Source organism: Lawsonibacter sp. LCP25S3_E2, from assembly GCF_052117285.1.
Taxonomy (GTDB): Bacteria; Bacillota; Clostridia; order Oscillospirales; family Oscillospiraceae; genus Lawsonibacter.
In genome coordinates, this window is sequence record NZ_JBQKJL010000005.1 from 150965 (window position 1) to 169836 (window position 18872).

General features: G+C 55.6%; 17 protein-coding genes and 5 tRNA genes. 11 read left to right on the forward strand and 11 right to left on the reverse strand.

Annotated features, from left to right (window positions below):
• The first annotated feature begins 16 nt into the window (after positions 1-16).
• The 4 genes from ACTQ3R_RS06615 to ACTQ3R_RS06630 all read left to right on the forward strand — a co-directional run bounded on the left by ACTQ3R_RS06615 (position 17) and on the right by ACTQ3R_RS06630 (position 4985).
• Positions 17-961, forward strand: coding sequence for an amidohydrolase family protein (locus ACTQ3R_RS06615; RefSeq protein ID WP_441778355.1), 945 nt, complete (start codon positions 17-19; stop codon positions 959-961).
• A 123-nt stretch (positions 962-1084) separates the two neighbouring features.
• The gene (locus tag ACTQ3R_RS06620) at positions 1085-2503 is read left to right on the forward strand and encodes a sodium:solute symporter family protein (RefSeq protein WP_441778356.1); all 1419 of its coding nucleotides are present in this window, start codon (positions 1085-1087) and stop codon (positions 2501-2503) included.
• Positions 2504-2598: 95 nt separating this feature from the next.
• The gene (locus ACTQ3R_RS06625; RefSeq protein ID WP_441778357.1) at positions 2599-3399 is read left to right on the forward strand and encodes an enoyl-CoA hydratase/isomerase family protein; all 801 of its coding nucleotides are present in this window, start codon (positions 2599-2601) and stop codon (positions 3397-3399) included.
• A gap of 164 nt (positions 3400-3563) precedes the next feature.
• A complete protein-coding gene (locus tag ACTQ3R_RS06630) occupies positions 3564-4985 on the forward strand; it encodes an MATE family efflux transporter (RefSeq protein WP_441778358.1) in 1422 nt (473 codons plus the stop codon).
• A gap of 107 nt (positions 4986-5092) precedes the next feature.
• Here ACTQ3R_RS06630 and ACTQ3R_RS06635 read toward each other — a convergent pair whose 3' ends face one another.
• The 7 genes from ACTQ3R_RS06635 to ACTQ3R_RS06665 all read right to left on the reverse strand — a co-directional run bounded on the left by ACTQ3R_RS06635 (position 5093) and on the right by ACTQ3R_RS06665 (position 9394).
• Complete coding sequence (locus ACTQ3R_RS06635) at positions 5093-7009, reverse strand: oxidoreductase (protein WP_441778359.1); 1917 nt, start codon at positions 7007-7009, stop codon at positions 5093-5095.
• 385 nt (positions 7010-7394) lie between these two features.
• Complete coding sequence (locus tag ACTQ3R_RS06640) at positions 7395-8681, reverse strand: hypothetical protein (RefSeq protein ID WP_441778360.1); 1287 nt, start codon at positions 8679-8681, stop codon at positions 7395-7397.
• Between the two features lie 240 nt (positions 8682-8921).
• Positions 8922-8996 (reverse strand) — tRNA-Cys (locus ACTQ3R_RS06645).
• 38 nt (positions 8997-9034) lie between these two features.
• Positions 9035-9110 (reverse strand) — tRNA-Gly (locus ACTQ3R_RS06650).
• Positions 9111-9144: 34 nt separating this feature from the next.
• Positions 9145-9220 (reverse strand) — tRNA-Phe (locus ACTQ3R_RS06655).
• Positions 9221-9223: 3 nt separating this feature from the next.
• Positions 9224-9300 (reverse strand) — tRNA-Asp (locus tag ACTQ3R_RS06660).
• 18 nt (positions 9301-9318) lie between these two features.
• Positions 9319-9394: transfer RNA gene (locus ACTQ3R_RS06665), tRNA-Val, on the reverse strand.
• Between the two features lie 258 nt (positions 9395-9652).
• On the opposite strand from ACTQ3R_RS06665, the gene pfkA reads away from it, so the two are divergent.
• Complete coding sequence (gene pfkA, locus ACTQ3R_RS06670) at positions 9653-10669, forward strand: 6-phosphofructokinase (RefSeq protein WP_441778361.1); 1017 nt, start codon at positions 9653-9655, stop codon at positions 10667-10669.
• A 35-nt stretch (positions 10670-10704) separates the two neighbouring features.
• Here the strand turns inward: pfkA and hslO are convergent, their stop codons facing one another.
• Genes hslO through ACTQ3R_RS06685 form a run of 3 tightly spaced genes read right to left on the reverse strand, consistent with a single transcriptional unit; the run spans position 10705 to position 12641 of the window.
• Positions 10705-11583, reverse strand: a complete 879-nt coding sequence (hslO, locus tag ACTQ3R_RS06675) for an Hsp33 family molecular chaperone HslO (protein WP_441778362.1) — start codon at positions 11581-11583, stop codon at positions 10705-10707.
• 6 nt (positions 11584-11589) lie between these two features.
• Positions 11590-12339, reverse strand: coding sequence for a class I SAM-dependent DNA methyltransferase (locus ACTQ3R_RS06680; protein WP_441778363.1), 750 nt, complete (start codon positions 12337-12339; stop codon positions 11590-11592).
• Positions 12336-12641 carry a YerC/YecD family TrpR-related protein gene (locus ACTQ3R_RS06685; protein ID WP_441778364.1) on the reverse strand — a complete coding sequence of 102 codons (306 nt, stop codon included), beginning with the start codon at positions 12639-12641 and terminating at the stop codon, positions 12336-12338. Before ACTQ3R_RS06685 ends, ACTQ3R_RS06680 begins: the two co-directional genes overlap by 4 nt.
• A gap of 190 nt (positions 12642-12831) precedes the next feature.
• Here ACTQ3R_RS06685 and ACTQ3R_RS06690 point away from each other — a divergent pair, with 190 nt between their 5' ends.
• On the forward strand, positions 12832-13497 hold the full coding sequence (locus ACTQ3R_RS06690) for a hypothetical protein (RefSeq protein WP_441778365.1): 666 nt from the start codon (positions 12832-12834) through the stop codon (positions 13495-13497).
• Between the two features lie 41 nt (positions 13498-13538).
• On the opposite strand, the gene ACTQ3R_RS06695 is transcribed toward ACTQ3R_RS06690, so the two are convergent.
• Entirely contained in the window at positions 13539-14720 is a 1182-nt protein-coding gene (locus tag ACTQ3R_RS06695) for a hypothetical protein (RefSeq protein ID WP_441778366.1), read from the reverse strand.
• A 193-nt stretch (positions 14721-14913) separates the two neighbouring features.
• Between ACTQ3R_RS06695 and ACTQ3R_RS06700 the strand changes: the two genes are divergently transcribed.
• The 5 genes from ACTQ3R_RS06700 to ACTQ3R_RS06720 are packed head-to-tail and all read left to right on the forward strand — an operon-like array spanning position 14914 to position 18864.
• Positions 14914-15549: a ubiquitin gene (locus ACTQ3R_RS06700; protein ID WP_441778367.1), complete on the forward strand. Its 636-nt coding sequence runs from the start codon at positions 14914-14916 to the stop codon at positions 15547-15549.
• Positions 15550-15567: 18 nt separating this feature from the next.
• The gene (locus ACTQ3R_RS06705) at positions 15568-16245 is read left to right on the forward strand and encodes a response regulator transcription factor (RefSeq protein ID WP_441778368.1); all 678 of its coding nucleotides are present in this window, start codon (positions 15568-15570) and stop codon (positions 16243-16245) included.
• Between the two features lie 13 nt (positions 16246-16258).
• Complete coding sequence (locus ACTQ3R_RS06710; RefSeq protein WP_441778369.1) at positions 16259-16762, forward strand: hypothetical protein; 504 nt, start codon at positions 16259-16261, stop codon at positions 16760-16762.
• A 36-nt stretch (positions 16763-16798) separates the two neighbouring features.
• Positions 16799-18289 carry a HAMP domain-containing sensor histidine kinase gene (locus tag ACTQ3R_RS06715; RefSeq protein WP_441778370.1) on the forward strand — a complete coding sequence of 497 codons (1491 nt, stop codon included), beginning with the start codon at positions 16799-16801 and terminating at the stop codon, positions 18287-18289.
• A complete protein-coding gene (locus ACTQ3R_RS06720) occupies positions 18286-18864 on the forward strand; it encodes a GNAT family N-acetyltransferase (RefSeq protein ID WP_441778371.1) in 579 nt (192 codons plus the stop codon). The genes ACTQ3R_RS06715 and ACTQ3R_RS06720 overlap by 4 nt, the downstream gene beginning before the upstream one ends.
• The last annotated feature ends 8 nt before the right edge of the window (positions 18865-18872 follow it).

Below are 18872 nucleotides of genomic sequence, written 5' to 3' on the forward strand. Positions count from 1 at the left end.
CGTAAAGGAGGAGCCTATGAGAAAGGTAATTGATTTGTGCCTGGATATGCCCATGGGGGCAAACGAATTGGCAAACACACTCAGTACCATGTGTCTGGATCCCCAGTATCGCGGTTACAAAAATTCCTATGGGCCAGGAATTGCCGCGCAGGTAGGGCTTACCATCCAGGAGCTTGACGAGGTATATGAGCAGCAGGGAAAAGAGGGCTTCCAACAAGTGGTTCATGCAGCGGCGGAACAGAATGCCATGAAGCCCGAGCAATTTGTACGCCACCTGGATGAGATTGGAATTGAATGGGGCATTACTTGCGACGGAGATCACGACAACAGAAAAACGGCGGAACTGGTTCAGGCGTATCCCAATAAATTGAAAGGCTTTATTTATGTAGATCCCAATAAAGGGGAGCAAGCGGTACGCGAGTTAGAGACGTGCGTGAAAGAATATGGGCTGCATGCCCTGTATCTGACCGCTTTCCGCACCAAGCTGCCTGCCAGCGATAAGCGGAATTATCCCCTTTACAGCAAGGCGTGTGAGCTGGGGATTCCGGTACATATTTATTGCAGCCTGAATCTTTCCAAGGCTGTGCCCTATGATATTGGCCATCCGCGTTATATTGACCAGGTGGCCAGGGATTTCCCGGAGCTGAAGATCATGGCCGGTGTGAGCGGATGGCCCTGGGTACTGGAGTTTATGTGTCTGGCCCTTCGCCATGAGAATGTGTATTTGAACTTTGAAACCCATTCGCCGGAAAAAATGGCTATGCGGGGATCGGGCTATGAGCCGTATTTGTACTATGGTGAGAACAGTCTGAAGGAGCGAATTTGTTTTGCCTCCAACTGGGGCACGCAAAGTGTGCCGGTGGAAGATATCATTGCACAGGTGGAAGCGCTGCCCTTCAGCGACGATGCCAAGGAGCACATTTTATATCATAATGCTAAGCGGTTTTATGAAGAGCTATAAATGAAACAGGAAGCCCGGTATGTGTGGAACAAGGAGAAAGGGAGGAGGTAACGCATAGATAGCCCAGAGACAATATAGCCCGTGTGTGTAAAAATTGTAATTTGACAGGAGGCGTCTATCGGAATGGATCTGTATACACTTATCATTTTAACGTTCGTCATTTTCATGGTGATCAATGTGGTGATTGGTTTGCGGGGCCGGTCCCACGCCAGTACGACAAAGGACTTTTTGACCGCGTCGGGACAATCTGGATTTTGGTTTATCATTGCATCGGCGGTTGGCGCCAGCATTGGATCGGGTGTGGTTATTGGCACCACACAATATGCCGTCTCCTTGGGCGTGGCGGGCGCCTGGTATGCCATCGCCTGCGGCCTGGCCTGTGTGGTCCATGCCTTCTGCATGACCCGGTTTATTTACCGCAATAAGCTGGTGTCCTTCTCGGACTATTTTAAGAGAAGATATTCCGGAAACTTCATTGTCCTCCTTTACAGCGGCATCGGTCCCTTTGCCTGCGCCGCTTCCATGGGCGGGCAATTGGTGGCCTCCAAGGCGATCTTTTCGGCCTTTGGAATTGACCCTGTCATTGGACTGGTGATCACAGCGGCGGTTATGCTGGTATATACCATGTTTGCCGGCCTGTGGGGGTCTTACGCCACGGCGGTGTTCCAGGTGGGAGTGATCATCGTGGGCGTGCTGGTGGTAGGTGTCTCCATGCTCACGCAGGGCGGCCTGGATGTGGTCCATTCCTACTATCCGGCGGAAAAGTTTGACCTGTTTAACATTACCCCGGAACTGTGGATGATGTTTGTGGGACCCATGGTGCTTTCTGTGTTGGTGGATCAGACCTCTGTGCAGCGCGCAGCCTCCGCCAAAACGGAGAATACCGCTTTTTGGGGCCATCTGCTCAGCTGTGTCCCCATGTTCCTCTTTGCGTTCCTTATGGTTTACATTGGCATGTGGGGCGGCGCGGAGTTCCCCGAGGCCGGCACCAGCGCATTTGTTGTTCTGCTGATGAATAAAGTGCCCCCTCTGGTGTGTGCCATCATGATTTGTGCCATTTTGGCGGCGATCATGTCCACTGCCAGCGGTGCTCTGGTGGCCACCGATGCTCTGGTGGTGCATGACCTGTATTGTGGATTTATCAATAAGAATGCCAGCGAGGCCCAGCAGAAGCGTTTGAATCTGGCGGTCAATGTGATCGTCTCCATTGCGGCGGTCATCTGTGCCACCATTTTTGAGAATGTTATTGACCTGCTTTCCGTGGGCTACACCATCATGCTGGCCGGTACCTTGGTGCCTCTGGTAGGCGGAATTATTTGGAAACGCGGCACCACCAAGGGCGCTGCCGCCGCGGCAGCTGTGGGCATGGGCACTGCACTGCTGAGTATTTTCGGAGTGATTACCGTTCCCTTCTCCAGCGTGTTCCCCGTGGTTCCCGGCATCATCGCCTATGTGATTGTCAGCTTGTGCACCAAGCACTCTCCCACGGAGAATACGGCGAAGGTGGCAGAGGTGGTCGCTTCCGCCAAGGAAGAGAAGTAGGCCTCCTCTATGGTGACTGCAGGCAGGGCGGCACGAAACGCCCTGTGGGGACAGAACATTGAGAGCCCAGGGCAAGGGCAGAATGGAGAATGATTATGGAATATGTGACGATCCTTACAGAAAAAGTGGAGCGGGTTGGCGTGATTACATTAAATTATCCGCCCCTCAATTCGGTGAGCAAGCGTATGATGGCAGAGCTGATGGATGCGCTGGAGACCTTTGAAAAGGATGACGTAGTGCGGGCGGTCATGCTCAAAAGCAACGGACCGGATTTCTCCTATGGCGCGGACGGCGGGGATATTACAAAAAACCTGAACGGAGCAACCGAGGAGATTTCGGAGAGCTTTTCCGTGCTGGGAAATCGGCTGGTTGAGCGCATAGACTGCTATCCCAAGCCCACTTTGGTAGCGGCCAAAGGCCGGTGTATCGGAGGATCCACGGCGCTGTTCAATGCCTTTGATATCCGTATCGTGGGTGAGGGGTTCCGCATGCACGATGGAGATATTTACTATGGTACGGTGGGGTCCTGGGGCATGAGTTCTCTTCGCCTGCCCATGTGGATTGGCAGAAACAAGGTTTTGGATTATATGTTCCTCAACGAGGACTTTACCGGGCGGCAGTGCTATGAGCTGGGCCTTGCCAGCAAGGTAGTGGCGGACGAACTGGTGGAGGAAGTTGGTTTGGCCATTGCCAAAAAAATGTCCAAAGCAGCGCCCATTGCGGTAAAGTACTATAAGGACTGCGTCCGGATGGCCACCCAGAACAACATTGAGCAGGCACGTGAGTTTGAACTGAAGGCGGCTGAGATCGTATTTGCCACCGAGGACAGCAAGAGAGGCCTGCGCTCTGTGGTGGAAAATCATGGAGTGCCCAACTGCGAATTTTTCGGCAGGTAGGCCGTATCACAGAATTGCCGGCGGAGAGGGGGAGACAATCCCCCTCTCCGCGTGGTGTCTTGAAAGATTCAGATGCATCATCTCCCTGGTTTTACATAGGGAACGAAATTTTTGCGTAAGCGGACGGGCCTGTGAGGGGCCGTCAAGGAGAAGAGGCAAGGAAAATGGCGGTACCGGGAAGCATATTGGATGGAAGCATTCCACCATGGAAGCAAGTGGTGTTGCTGTCGTGGCCTACGATCGTGGAGCTGCTTTTGCAGACGGCGGTTAATTATGTGGACACGGCCATGGTAGGCAGCATCGGTGTGGATGCAACAGCTGCTGTGGGAGTGACCATGTCTACCATTTGGCTGATCAATGGCTTTATGAATGCGGTGGGGGTCGGATATTCCGTGCTGGTTGCCCACAGCATTGGCGAAGGAAATTTTGATCAGGCAAAGAAAATTATCCGGCAGTCGGTTCTGGCTACCGTAGTGGTGGGCCTCTTGCTGACGGCGCTGGTGACCCTTGTGGTGGCTCCCTGGCTTCCGGTTTGGATGCATGCCGACCCGGTGGTGATCCCCATGGCCCGGAGCTACTTGCAGATTATTGGCATGGCGTATTTGTTCAATGTATCATTGATTGTCTGTTCCAGCATTCTGCGCTGTGCCGGTGATACGAAAACGCCCATGAAGTTCAATATCATGACGAATCTGATCAACGTTGTGGGCAATTATTTTTTGATTTATCCCACCACCCAAATGACCCTGTTCGGGCATAGCTTTACCCTGCATCGGGCGGGCTGGGGAGTCAGCGGAGCGGCTGCGGCCACCGCTGCCTCTATTGTGTTTTCCGGTGTCAGCTTGATGGCGGTGCTGTTTTTGCGGCCTGCGGCCTACCGGATCGGGCTGAAGGAGGGGTTTTGTCCGGACAGGAAGATCATCAAGCGAGCCATTGCCCTGGGAACTCCCGCAGCCATGGAACGGGTGACCATCTCTCTGGGACAGATTGCGGCTACGGCTATGATCACGGGGCTGGGCACGATGGCACTGTCTGCCAATCTCCTGGCGGATACGGGTGAAAAGCTCTGTTATTTGCCGGTTTACGGCTTTGCCACCGCCGGGACCACGCTGGTGGCCCAGTCTCTGGGCGCGGGAAAGCGGGAGCTGGCAGTGCGCTACGGCCGGTGGTGCAACCGTCTGGGAATCGGTGTTATGCTGGTGACCAGTACGATCATGTTTCTTTGTGCGGCGCCCATTATTGGCTTTTTCACCGATGATGGCCCAACGATTCTTTTGGCGGCTAAAATGCTGCGGATTGAGGCGTTTGCAGAGCCCTTCCTGGCTGTGGGCGTGGTGTTGGCCGGGGTATTGCGCGGTGCGCGGGACACGCGCTGGCCCTTCTACATTTCGCTGGCAGGTATGTGGGTGGTGCGGATTCCGCTCTCCTATGTGCTGATCCATGTGTTCGGCTGGGGACTGGAAGCTATTTGGGGAGCCATGATCATCGATTGGTTGGTCAGGGCGGTTCTGTCCTATGCCCGATTCTGCTGGCAGAGCAGGCGTTGGCAGCAGATGGGGGAGAGCGGGGAACGAGTACGTTCCTAAAAAAACAATTCCGGAGAAGCAGAGGCAAACATCTGCTTCTCCGGAATTTTGTTATGATTCCGCTGTGCCTGGAGAGAAAGGACAGAACATTTTGACTGAGCGGGAGGTTAAATGTGTAGGGCCTGGAGATAGCCCTCTCGGGTGGCTTCCATAATGCGCCGTCCTGCCAGCGCATCGCCAATCACCACAGCCTGGGGGAAAGCGGTTTGGAATTCGGCCAGGGTGTGGGAATCGGGCTTGGAGCCCAGAGCAAGCACCACAAAATCACAGGGAATTTGGACGCTGTGCTCTCCGGTTTGGGCTTCGATACCCTGCTGTGTGACTGCGGTGAGCCGATGGCCGGTGAGAATCTCTGCCCCGTGTTCCTTTAACGCCTTGACGAGGGTAAAGACCACGCTGGCGTATACGCCCTGTCCAACTTCCTCCATCTGTTCCACTAACACGACGTGGCAGCCCTGCTCGGCAAGAAATTCTCCGGTTTCAAGGCCGACAAGACCTCCGCCGATGACAGCGACCCGGCCTGTGACTGTGACGCTGCCGGTAAGCACATCGGCAAACGTGTACATGGTCTTAGCGGAAGGAATTGTAGGAACGATGGGCTGGGCGCCGCAGGCAAGGAACAGAGCAGCAGGCTTCAGGGCACGGACTGCTTCGGGGGTGGCTCTGGTGTTCAACCGGATCTGGACACCGGCTTCCTCCAGCTCGCCGATCATGGTGTCGCGCAGACGGGTGATCAGGTGCTTTTTAGGAGGCTTATCCGCTAAGTTAAGAGCACCGCCCAATTGAGCTTCCTGCTCAAACAGCGTCACATGGTATCCCCGATGGGCCAACGTAACTGCGGCCTCCATACCGGCAGGGCCGCCGCCGACCACCACGGCGCACTCACCGCTGCGGTCACGGATGGGGGCGGGGAAGTATAGCTCCCGACCGGTTCGCGGATTGACTGCACACCCAATATGGCGCCCCATGGCCAGCTCGGAGAAGCACTGCATACATCCCACACAGCTGCGGATGGTCTCAGGAACCCCATTTTTTGCTTTGTTGGGCCAATCTGGATCAGCCAGGAGGCTGCGGCCGGCCCCAATGAAGTCACTGACACCTTCCTCCAGCAATGCTTCCGCCGTTTCTGGAGACTTAATGGTATTGACCGCAATGACAGGGACCGATACGGCGGCCCGGATCGTCTTGGCCAGGTGCTTTTTCCAGCCCTCCGGATAGGCATAGGGCTCCATAATGGTGACGCCGCTCTCATGCAGTCCATTGCTTACATTGATCACATCGGCGCCGGCCTCCACCATGGCCTGTGCAATCTTGACCCCGTCCTGAAGGCTATTTCCATCGGGCATAAATTCGTCGGCGCTGATGCGTACGCTCAGAGGGAAACCGGGACAGGCTTGTTTGATTCCCTGAATGATCTCCAGAGCAAAACGCAGCCGGTTTTCAAAGGAGCCTCCATATTCATCGGTCCGATGGTTGTGGCGGGGACTGAGGAATTGGTTGATAAGATAGCCGTGAGCTGCGTGGATTTCTACGCCGTCCGCACCGCCCAGGCGTGCAATCCTTGCGCCTGCAATAAACTTCTGAACGAGCTGATGGATTTCCTGTATGCTCAGCTCCCTGGGCATGGCTCCCTTGCTGTTGGGAATGGCACTGGGTGCCACCAGGGGACGGCCTGCATTCAGGGCAGCCATGCCTTCCTTGCCTGGGTGCTGCAGTTGAATAAAAAGTTTGGTGCCGTAGCTGTGGACCGTATCGGTAAGCTGCTGGAGCGGCCCGATGTGTTTAAGGTCGGTGACACCCAATTGATGGGGCATGCCTTTTCCGTCTACGTCGTCTACGCGGGTCACTTCGGTGATGATAAGACCTACGCCCCCTCTGGCCCGTGCTTCGTAGTATTTGATGATTTCTGGGGTGGCCTGACCATCGGCGCCGCCCAAGCAGACGCCCATGGCAGTCATAACAATGCGGTTTTTGATTGTCAGATTTGCAATTTTGCCAGGTTCAAATAGTTTGGAAACGTTCACAGCAAGTCCCTCCTTTGTTCTAAGCGTACCGGTTTCTTGGTGAAAAATAGTAATTTTACGCGCGTCAAAATTATACCATGGGTGTGGGAAAATGTCAACGAGCCCAGGGGAAGAATTGCCCAGGAGCGCCGGTTCTGTCCTTCCAAAGTCCTTTGTTTTTCCCAAAATTAAAAAAGAGGCACCTGCTTGCAGGTGCCTCTTATAAGGTAGTTGATATACGCGGTAAGGTTCAGAATTTGATGGAACATGTCTCCGCACAGTTTAATCCAGTGGCATTGTCAAACCTATGCCCAAAGGGGCGGAGAGTGCGGTGTCTGCCTCAAAATTTTTACACCATAGTGTTAGCGTTTTGGTAGAAATAGTTTGCAGCCTCTCTTTAAATTCATCATCTATACTGTATATCTGATAATTTGTACGCATTTAAAAAATTCCAAAATGGGCAGGCATCATTTTTCTTGATTCTTTTTTCTCGATCGAATAGATAGCCTCCATTGCAATCAACGGTATAGTTGCAGTGACAGAATTTTCGAATAGGACAGGAGTTCGCTTTTCTATCTTCTATAAAAAGCAAGAAATTCTCAAGAATATAAAATTGTATAAATTCTTGTGTAGTTCTTTCTTCCTGGCTTTGAGTGTTTGGGAAAGAAATATATTCCCCCTTTTTATTCATAACGAGAGGGATTCCAACGGTAGAAATGGTTTCTTTCATAAAATTATGAAGTTCTGGAGTGCTCATGTGAAACAGATCCGTAAAAATAAAACGATTCGATAATCGATCTTTCGCAAATTTACTTACTTCCGAAACCCATTCCACTATTTGAGGAAACTGACCATAACCAGTTTGAAGATCAGTTTTAAATTGCTCTAACCTTCTGTTGGTTTTATGCAATAGGCTTTCTGCAATACCGTCGGTCGTTTGAAAACCTGAGAGCAAAAGTAACTGATATAGTCCTTTGTGGTCTAAGCCATAGCTGGAGAAGAACGCTCGCATACTGTCGTTTTTAAGAAACTGCTGAAACATAAAACGAATTGGATTATCATTGTAGAGACAATATTCTGCGATGCACAGTCGAGTGGCAACTGGCAGGCGAGATAGTCCATACTTTTCAAAAAGGATATCTACAGATTCATATGGAAATTGTGAAACTGCAGAATTAGCGGGAAAATGTTTCCTTTCGATTTTGTGAGCAATGTACTCTAATAAATCTCTGGCGCCTATATTATAATTTTCTGACATGTTGTCTATTGGTATAGAATATTTATAAATTGTGGATTTTCGCTGTTTGCGAGTAAATGATTCATCAAATGCACAGAATTCTTCGGATGAAATAAGAGGCTCACCGATGTCGGCTACTTGATCTATAAACTTTCCATCTCCGATGGTGTATTGATATTGAAGTTTCAGAAGTTGCGAATCGCGATTCCACTCCTCGAAGGGACGTTTTAAATACCCTTTGCGACATGCAATTTCAGAAATATCATAAAACCAACGAATCTTACTTAAATTTAACCGAATATTATACGGTAAAATTAGGTCTTGGAGATAGTGAACGAATTCATGCGCAAACGTTGCGGGATTCGCTTCGATTGCAACATTGATCTTATCATTGGTTTCCAAAATGATACTAAAAAAAGATGGAATATACTGTCCATCAATGTTTCTTAATGGCATGCAGATCTCCTCACAAATTACATATTATTGGTGTCTGTACCACTTAGATGCCGCTGCCAAATCATCAAACGGCCCTTCTGAGCCGCGCCGCGAGTGCGGCGTAAATTCGGAGCGCAGCGAAGAATTGCGCAGGTTCGGCTTTGCCGACCCCGAGCATTTGAAACTCCGAAGGGAGGAGGCGGCCTTGAGCCGCCGGAATCCAAAAAAGAAACACCAGCCTACAGGCTGGTGTTTCTTTTTTGGAGGTGCCACCCAGATTTGAACTGGGGAGTGGAGCTTTTGCAGAGCTCTGCCTTACCACTTGGCTATGGCACCTTATTAAATACGGAGCAAAGAGGTCTTTGCTCCGTAATTGGAGCGAGTGACGAGGCTCGAACTCGCTACCTCCACCTTGGCAAGGTGGCGCTCTACCAGATGAGCTACACTCGCATTTTGTCTCCCCCGTAAGAGAGCTCACGGGGGATGGTGCCTCCGGTCGGAATCGAACCAACGACACGAGGATTTTCAGTCCTCTGCTCTACCAACTGAGCTACAGAGGCAAGTGGCGACTCGGAAGGGACTTGAACCCTCGACCTCCGGCGTGACAGGCCGGCGTTCTAACCAACTGAACTACCGAGCCAGGTAGTCATGGGGGAAGTGGTGGGAACAACAGGGCTCGAACCTGTGACCCCATGCTTGTAAGGCATGTGCTCTACCAGCTGAGCTATGCTCCCGAAGCGGCCGCCTCACTTGCGACGGCTTGATTATTATACAAGAGGAACCAGCACTTGTCAACAGGAAAATCACATTTTTCCACGAAAAATTTTTGAGGCTGGTTTTTGGTGGAAAAGGCTCTTTTTGCAGGTGTTTTTTGAAGGAAGCGGCTGTTCTTGACAAGGGCGGGGAATAATGACATAATGAAGCCACATGGCCCGGCCTGGAAAAATGAGGCGGACCCATGGCTGATGAGAGAATAAGGAGGGCTTCCCATTATGAGCGATCAGGTAAAGCGGATCGGAGTGCTGACCAGCGGAGGCGACGCGCCCGGAATGAACGCAGCGGTACGGGCCGTTGTGCGTACGGCGATAGGTCAGGGGATCGAGTGTATTGGAATCCGGCGGGGCTGGAGCGGCTTGATCTCCAATGACTTTGTGCGGCTGAACAGCTCCAGCGTCAGCCATATCATCAACAAGGGCGGCACCATCCTCTATACAGCCCGCAGCGAGGAGTTTATGGACCGTAAGGGCAGAGAAAAGGCCATCGGCACCTGCAAGCTCCTGGGGCTGGACGGTATTGTGGCCATCGGCGGCGATGGCACCTTCCGGGGAGCCCTGGCCCTGTCCCGCCAGATTGCGGAGAGCGGACAGAAGCTGAGTGTGGTAGGCATTCCTGCTACCATTGACAACGACATCGGCTGTTCCCACTATACCATTGGCTTTGACACCGCCTGCAATACGGCCATCGAGTGCATCGATAAGCTTCGGGACACTATGCAGTCCCACGAGCGCTGCTCGGTGGTAGAGGTCATGGGCCGCCACGCGGGGTATCTGGCCCTGTATGTGGGCATTGCTGTGGGCGCTACGGCGGTACTCATCCCGGAGCGGCCTCTGGACTTTGAAAATGACGTGGTGGAGAATATCCGCCGTGCTCGTCTGGCCGGTTCTACCCATTACATGGTGGTTACGGCTGAGGGTGCGGCCAGCGCCTTCGAGATTGCCAGCCGTATTAAGGAAGAGATCGGCATTGATCCCCGTGTGACTGTGCTGGGCCACATCCAGCGGGGCGGTTCTCCCTCGGCACGGGACCGGGAGACGGCCAGCCGCATGGGCTATGAGGCAGTACAGGTTCTGATGGCCGGAAAGGGCAACCGGATCGTGGCCACACGGGACGGACGGATCGTGGATTTGGACATGGAGGAGGCTCTGGCCATGACCAAGGCCTTTGAGATGGACCGGTATGATGTACTGGAAGCGCTGACCAACAACGATTCGTTTGGCTGCAACCGGTAAATGAAAACCGAGGGGAATGGTTCCCCTCGGTTTTTTTACATAGATTGAAGAATTTCTTCCAGCTCTTCCTTGGAGTAATGGTACACCTGATCACAGAACTGGCAGGTAAGCTCCGCCTTGCCCTGGTCCTGAATGAGCTCTCCCAAATCCTTTTTGCCCATGCTGATGAGGGCGCGGGTCACCCGGTCACGGGAGCAGTAGCACCGGTACTCCACCGGGTGTTTTTCCAGAATTTCCAGATCAAAATTCTTCAGCACAGCCCGCAAAAGCCCTTCACCGTCCAGACCGTCGGCCAAGGCGTGGCTCACGGAGCCCATGGCGTGGACCCCCGTTTCGATCTTGGTGATCATGTCCTCGCTGGCACCGGGGAGCAGCTGAATGAGATAGCCGCCTGCGGCGGTGACACTCTGGTCCAGCCCCACCAGGACCCCCAGAGCGCAGGCGGTGGGGATCTGCTCGCTTTCCACAAAATACATGGCCAGATCGTCGGCGATTTCCCCGGAGAACAGCCCGATGGACCCTACATAGGGCTCTTTCAGGCCAATGTCCTTGATCACAGTGAGGGTGCCGTCCTGGCCCACTGCCGCTCCCACATCCAGCTTGCCCTGGTACTTTTCCATCAGCTCCACATGAGGGTTCTGGACATAGCCCCGGACGTTGCCCTCACAGTCGGAAACGGCCAGAATAGTACCCAGAGGGCCGCCTCCTTTGATCTGGAGAGTAAGGGACCCCGCTTCCTCCTTGAGCATATCCCCCATCATGGAGGCGCCCAAGAGTGCCCGTCCCAAGGCTGCGGTGGCCATAGGCAGCAGGGTGTGGATATTCCGGGCCCGTTCCACCAAATCCCGGCCGGTGACGGCCGCTGCCTTGACCAGGCCGTCTCCGGTAATTGCTCTTACGATCTCGTCGTGCATACTTGATTAATCCTTTCTTGCCGCGAAAAATACACGTCCCTCCCCCTGAACGGGAGGACGCATTTTCAGCTCGCCATAGGTTTTGATGTCCCGGAAGCCCGCCTTTTCCAGCATGGCGGTAAGCTCCTCCAGGGAATAGGCCCGCTCCTGGTGGAGCTCCTCGCCCCGTTCCCACAGGCCCGTCTCCTCATCCAGACGGAAGATATCCATAAAATAGGAGCAAATTCCACTGCGGCGGGAAAATTCTCCCCGCCACACACAGTAGGTGTCCTCCGTCTCGTCCAAAAACACCTGGCCGTCCATAGCCTGGAGCTTCTGGGGGGTGTTCACATCAAAGAGAAAGAGACCTCCGGGCATAAGAAATAGGTGGACTCGCTCAAAAGCCTTTTGGAGCTGCTGGGGGCGGGTCACATAGTTGACACTGTCCAAGCAGCATACGCAGGCATCGATCGTCCCATACAGATCCAGCTTGTCCATGCTCTGACACAGGAAGATGGGCTCAATGGGGCCCACACCCCGGTTTTTTTCTGCCGCCTCGGCGAGCATCTCCGCTGAGAGGTCCACCCCGATCATTTCATACCCCCGCAGGGCCAGCTCATGGGTGAGAGAGCCGGTGCCGCAGGCCAGATCCAAAACGGTTTTTCCCGGCAGACCCCGGCGGGCAAAGTGCTTTTCGATGTAGTCGGCCCAGGCGGCGTAGTCCACATCATAGGTCAGCCGGTCGTAACAGCCGGCCAGAAAATCGTAGCTGCTCATTCTTCCTCTTGCTCTTGCTTGCGCAGCCGGGGGATCACGGCCCGGTAGCCATCCGCTCCGTAATGAAGACAGCGGTTTACCCGGCTGATGGTAGCGCTGGAGGCACCGGTGCGCTCGAGAATATCACTGTAAATAAGCCCTTCATCCAGCAGCATGGCCACATCCATCCGCTGTTCCATGGCCTTCAGCTCCGACACGGTGCACAGGTCCTGGAGGAAGCGGCGGCACTCCTCCTCGGTCTCCAGGGCGGCAAATGCCCGATACAGGGTATCACTGGCGGGTTTGTCCAGAAATTTTGACATGGTGTTGTCCTCCTTCATCTGCGATATGGCAAACCAAAAAGTGCCAATCTTCGAGCCGTATACATTTTAGCACTGTGCCATATAAAAGTAAACAACATTCTGTAAATTTTCTTTTGCGATTTACCGTAAAAGGGAAGCTTTTTTGACCACAGGCGCATAGGATGAGGAAAAGACGGAAGGGGGGCCCGTTATGAGCCGGGAAAATGGGGTCCAGGTGAGCTGGCAGGAGGTACATCGCATTCTGACCTTGGAAGGGGAACCGGTATTGGAGTATACCCTAAGCTGGCCTGAGGTATCCGGAGCCGGGCTGGGAGGCAGGTGGATCACGCGCTACTATGCCCGTCTGGCCCGGAGCTGGCGGGAACGGTGGGAGCGGGAGGTCTATTGGAAGGCCTGTTTGGAACTGGGGGAGCGAAGGGAGCGGGCGCGGCCCTTTACACCCTGGCAAGGGGAGCTGCGGGGCGAGGTCGCCCTGTTGGAGGGAGGACTGCTCAGTCTGCGCTTTACCGGATGGGAGACCAGGGGAGACGGGCGTCCTAACCGGGTGCGCTGGGGAGACGTGTGGAAGGTGCGCCAGGGAGCTCCCTGTCCCTTAAAGGCGCTTGTGGGGAAAAAGCGGGGATGGAAGAGACGGCTATGGGAGGAGCTGGTCCGCCAAGGAGAGGGCAGAAGGGCAGGGGGAGATCCGTTCCTGGACGGGGATTGGACCCAAAAAGCCCAGGCGGCCCGGCCTTTGGAGGGCTGGTGTCTGACCCAGGATGGGATCGAGGTCTCCTTGCCCCAAGCAGCAGCTGCTCCGGCAGCGGAGGGCTGCCCGGTGTTTACACTGACGCTGGAGCGGCAGGATAAGGCATAAAAAAGGCCGCCGATAGGCTGCCTTTTTTATGCAAATATGGATCAAAGGCGGGTCTCAAGGGGGGTTCCTACCACGAAGTGCTCCTCGGACAGCTGCCGCAGCAGAGTGGACAGGACCCGTGCTCCGTCTTCATTTCCGGACAAGGTGAGGTACGTGACCAGATTCCGGCCTTCCAGGCGGCCCATAATACGGCTGCAATAGGCGGACACACCGATGCTGGAGGAGGGCTCCAGCAGCAGAGTCTCATCCCAGCAGACCCAGCCGGCCTGTTCCAAGGCGTCCATCTGATCCTGGGGCACATAGGCCAGTGTGGTGCGGGTAAGGGTAAGCTGTTCCAGTGCACGCTGTCCCTGTTCCAGCAGCTGTGTGCTCTCCTCAACCGTCTCACCCATGGCCAGGATCCCCACGCTGTGACCGGTGCCCAGCATCCGGCGCACCAGGTCTCCCTGGGACTGAAGAAGTTCCGGGGTCAGGAAAAATGCCCCAAAGCGCCCGGCGGTGTCCAGAGTGTTGAGGATGGAAGGGATGCTCTCCCCGCTCTCGCAGCGGATGGCCAGATAGGTGGGAATGTTGGTGGGGGTGACCTCTTCCTCCTTACCGATCTCCTCACCCGGAACGGCGCTGGTCCCAGGTGTAGTGGTGGTCTCACCGGGGCTGAGGCTCTGGGTATAGGCCTGGAGACGGCGATCCAGCAGATAACCTGCTGCACCAATAAAGGCGGCGTCGTCCAAAACCACCTCGTCGGTCATGATCCGAATGAGATAACTCTGGGGGAAGTCGGGCAGGGTGTTATAGGACCAGCTCAGGCCGAAGAAGTTGCATACCATTTCCAAAGGGAGGTAGGGCTTTCCGTTTCGCATGATGGCCCGGTAGGGAAACACCTCCCCGGTCAGATCATCCCGGCAGGTGCCCGAGACCAGGTCGAAGGTGAGCATCTGCTGGCGCAGGTTATAGAGGGTGACCGAGGTTTTGGTACGGCTGTTGTAGCTGACGGTGATCCCCAGATCCGTCTGGGTGGAGTTGAGATTTTTATCAAAAAGAGTATAGGGCACATAGAGCGTTCCGCCGGACCAAAAGGGCATGGTGTCCGAAGTGAGAAACTCGATGCGTTCGTTAATGGCAGTGAAATAGAGGTCTGCGGCGGAGGCGGGCAGGGGCAGGAACAGCCCCAGGCACAAAACCAGGGTAAGCAGGGTGACGGCCGTGCGGCGCAGGGATTTCATGGGGCGGTTCCTCCTTTCCAGCGCAGTTGCGCAAACTATTATATCATAGTATAATCGGATGGGCAAGCTCCCCTAAGGCGGCGAAAGACCGGGTTTTAATGGGATTTTAATGTGAGATAAACGGGCTTTCAACCCATCTGTGGTATGGTTGGAGCAAACTAAGGGCGACAGCCGGGAAAGGAGGGTGGCAGACATGGAGATCACACTGGAGCAGGTGGAGCAGCTGCGGGAAAAGACCGGCGTTACCTACGCCCAGGCCAAGCAGGCCTTGGAATACAGCGGTGGAAACCTGCTGGATGCCATCATCTATTTGGAGGAGCGGGGAGCGATTCCTCGGGAGGAGGGGGCGTATTTCTCCACACGCAGCGAGATGCCGCCGCCCCCGCCGCCGGTTACGCAGACACTGTCTCCCCTGGGGGAAAAGAAGGGCCGGAAGGAAAAAGAAAAAAAGCCGGGAAGCGTTCGGGTGAAGGTGGTCTGGTCCAAAGGCAGCGGAAGGAACCTGTTTACCACCTTACGCCGCTGGCTCATTGACAATGAGCTGGAGATCTGGCGCAAAGACAAGCCTATCACCGCTCTGCCGGTGCTTATTTTGGTACTGCTGCTGTTTTTTGCCTATTGGCTGGTGATCCCAGTGCTCATTCTGGGGCTGTTTGTGGGCTTTCGTTACCGCTTTTCCGGTCCCGACCTGGAGCGGGAGGATTTAAACGGCGTGATGGGCAGTGTGGCGGACACGGCGTCGGAGTTGGGCCGCCAGGTGATGGACGAGCTGAAGCTTCAGCATGAGAAGCATGAGACCGACAAGAGCAAGGACGAAGAGAAGCCGTAAGGATATGAGGTGAGATCCATGGGAGAACGGATCCTCCTGGTGGAGGACGAAGAGAAATTAGCCCGGATGGTGGAGCTGGAACTGAAGTATGAGGGCTACACCGTGGAGAAGGCCTTTGATGGCCGGCAAGGCCTGGAGCGGGCGCTGAGCGGGGAGTTTGATTTGATCCTGCTGGATATTATGCTGCCCCAGCTTTCCGGGATGGAGGTGCTGCGCCGGCTGCGCAAGGAGAGCCGGGTCCCCGTCATCATGCTTACCGCACGGGACAGCGTGATGGACAAGGTGTCCGGTCTGGACTCCGGGGCGGACGACTATGTGACCAAGCCCTTTGCCATTGAGGAGCTGCTGGCCCGCATCCGGGCGGCCCTGCGCAATCAGACGGGGCCAGGGACGGGGACATGTCTTTCCGCCGGAGAGGTGTCCATGGATGTGGAGCGCCACCAGGTCACCGTGAGAGGAACCCCGGTGGAGCTGACGAAGAAGGAATTTGACCTTCTGCGCCATCTGCTGGAGAACAAAGGGCGGGTCCTCTCCCGAGAGGCCCTGCTGGATGCGGTGTGGGGCTTTGACTTTGTGGGCGAAACCAACTCCGTAGATGTGTACATCCGCTTTTTGCGGGGCAAGCTGGACGACGCCTTTGGCATCAAGCTCATCCACACCGTCCGGGGAGTGGGCTATGTCATTAAGGAAGACTAGGGAGGAACATGCTATGGTGATCGTATACCGTTCCAACACCGGCTTTACCAAGGAATATGCCGAAATGCTGGGCAAGGCGGAGAAGATGAAAGTCTATAGCCTTGCCCAGGCCGGCGGGCTGGACAAGGGTACTGAGGTCTTTTTTATGGGGCCGCTGATGGCCGGTCACATCACTGGCGTGGACCAGGCGGTGAAGCGCTTTCAGGTGAAAGGGGTGTGCGGCGTGGGCATGTCCCCCGCATCCCAACAGACGCTGGACACCTTGGCCAAGGCCAACTATGTGCCTGACGCGCCCATTTTTTACCTCCAGGGAGGCTGGGCCCCGAAAAAGGTGGGGTGGATCAAGCGGCGGATGGTGAACATGGTGACCCGTTCCATGCGCCAGTCCCTGCGGGACAAGGGCAGCCGCCGCACGCCGGAAGAGCAGCGGCAGCTGGATTTTTTGGAAAAAGGCGGCAGCTGTGTGTCCTTTGAACACCTGGAGGCCATCTGGGCCTGGATGAAGGATCAGAAGTAAACATCCTGCATGTCAGAGGAAAGGGGGGAGACCGCCATGGGCAGACAACACCATAAATTTCAGTCGCCGCCTCCGGCGGATCCCATCTCCGCGGCTCGGGATTCCTCTCTGGCTTTCCGGCTGAACATCGGATTTTTTTTGCGGCAGCTGGGAGTTTTTTTGGTAATGGACCTGCTGTTGCTGCTGATGATCACCCTGGGGATGGTCCTCTATGCGGAAAACCGCTGTGCCAGCGTGGCCGCCCTGGTAGCGGAGCGGGGGGTACCCACCCAGGAGGCACTGGCCTGGATGGAGGCCAGCGACTACACCATCACCCCTCTGGAGGAGGAGCCGGGCTTTTACGGCCAGGAGGAGGGCAGTGGAGCAGAGGGCCAGACCCTGATGGCCTTCCCCTTTTTGCCCCAGCACCCGGAGACGGCGGGCGGGGTACGCTCCTGGGATCTCGGGTCCTACTATACCATCGCGCTGTCCAATAACGGCCAGCCTTATGCTATTACCGTGGACCTGTCCGGCATTGCCCGCACCGTCTATTGGGCGGGGCTGGTGCTGCTGGTGTGTCAGGGCCTGTCCCTGCTGACGGGCCTTCTAAGCAGTAAGCGCTCCATTCGGAAGGTGCTTCGGCCCATCCAGGAGCTGGCAGCCACCGCCGCCCGGCTCAACTCCATGACCCACATGTCCCGGCGGGAGCTGGAAAACCTGACCGGGGAGTTGGAGAAAATCGACGCCAAGCACCTGGACAGCCGCATTGATCTGCCTGCCACCCAGAAGGAGCTGCGTTCCCTGGCCCAGGCCATCAATGGGATGATGGACCGGGTGAACCAGGCCTACGGAGCTCAGATGCGCTTTGTCTCCGATGCAAGCCACGAGCTTCGTACCCCCATCGCCGTCATCCAGGGCTACGCCGCTCTGCTGGACCGGTGGGGGAAGGAGGACCCGGAGGCCCTTCAGGAGTCCATTGACGCCATCCGGGGGGAGGCCGCCTCCATGGAGCGGCTGGTAGAGCAGCTTTTGTTTCTGGCTCGGGGAGACAACGACTCCCAGCCGGTGAAGCGGGAGCGGGTGGATCTCACCGCTCTGGCTGGAGAGGTGCTCCGGGAGGAGGAGATGATTCATCCCCAGCGGGTCTTCCTGCCCCGATGGGAGGAGGAGCCGGTGGCGGTGTATGCCGATCCGGGGCTTGTGAAGCAGGTACTGCGGATTCTGATGGACAACGCCTTGAAGTATAGCCCCCCAGAGGGGAAAATCTATCTCCGGGTGACCCAGAGTTCCGGTTATGCCCGCCTCACCGTCCAGGATGAGGGAATGGGAATTCCCCCACAGGACATCCCCCACATCTTCGAGCGGTTTTACCGCACAGATCGGTCCCGCGACCGGAAAACCGGGGGAACGGGGCTGGGCCTGGCCATTGCCCGGTGGATCGTGGAACGCCACGGGGGATGGTTTGAGGTGGTGTCACGGGTGGATGTGGGCACCCGCCTCACTGCAGTGCTGCCCTTGATGGAGGAAAAGGGGGAAAAGAGCCTATGAACCTGCGCATGGCCCGGCCGGAGGATGCCTGGGCACTGCTGGAGATTTACCGGCCCTACATTGCCACCACCGTGACCTTTGAGTATGTCTGTCCCAGTCTGGAGGAATTTCAGGGGCGTATCGTCCACACCCTGGAGCGGTATCCTTACCTGGTGCTGGAGGAGGAGAGCCGGATGTTGGGCTACGCCTATGCCCACCCCCTGGCCCAGCGGGCGGCCTACGGCTGGAGCGCGGAGCTGTCCATTTACCTGGAGAAACAGGTACGGGGGAGGGCGCTGGGAGCCAGGCTCTATGGGGCCTTGATGGAGCTGCTTTCCCTCCAGGGCGTGCGTACAGCCTGCGCCCTGGTGTCCAGTCCCAACCCACACAGCGAGGCCTTCCATGAGAAAATGGGCTTTGCCTGTACGGGGCTGCAGGAACGTGTGGGGTATAAAAACGGCCGCTGGCTGGGGCTGTCCTTTTACCAGAAGGCCATTGGTCCCTATGACCGGGAGCCCAGGCCGGTCCGGGTTCTGGGGGAGCTTTCGGAAGAAGAAATTACCCAGGTATTGGAACGATATTCCGTGGAAATATAAAATTCCCA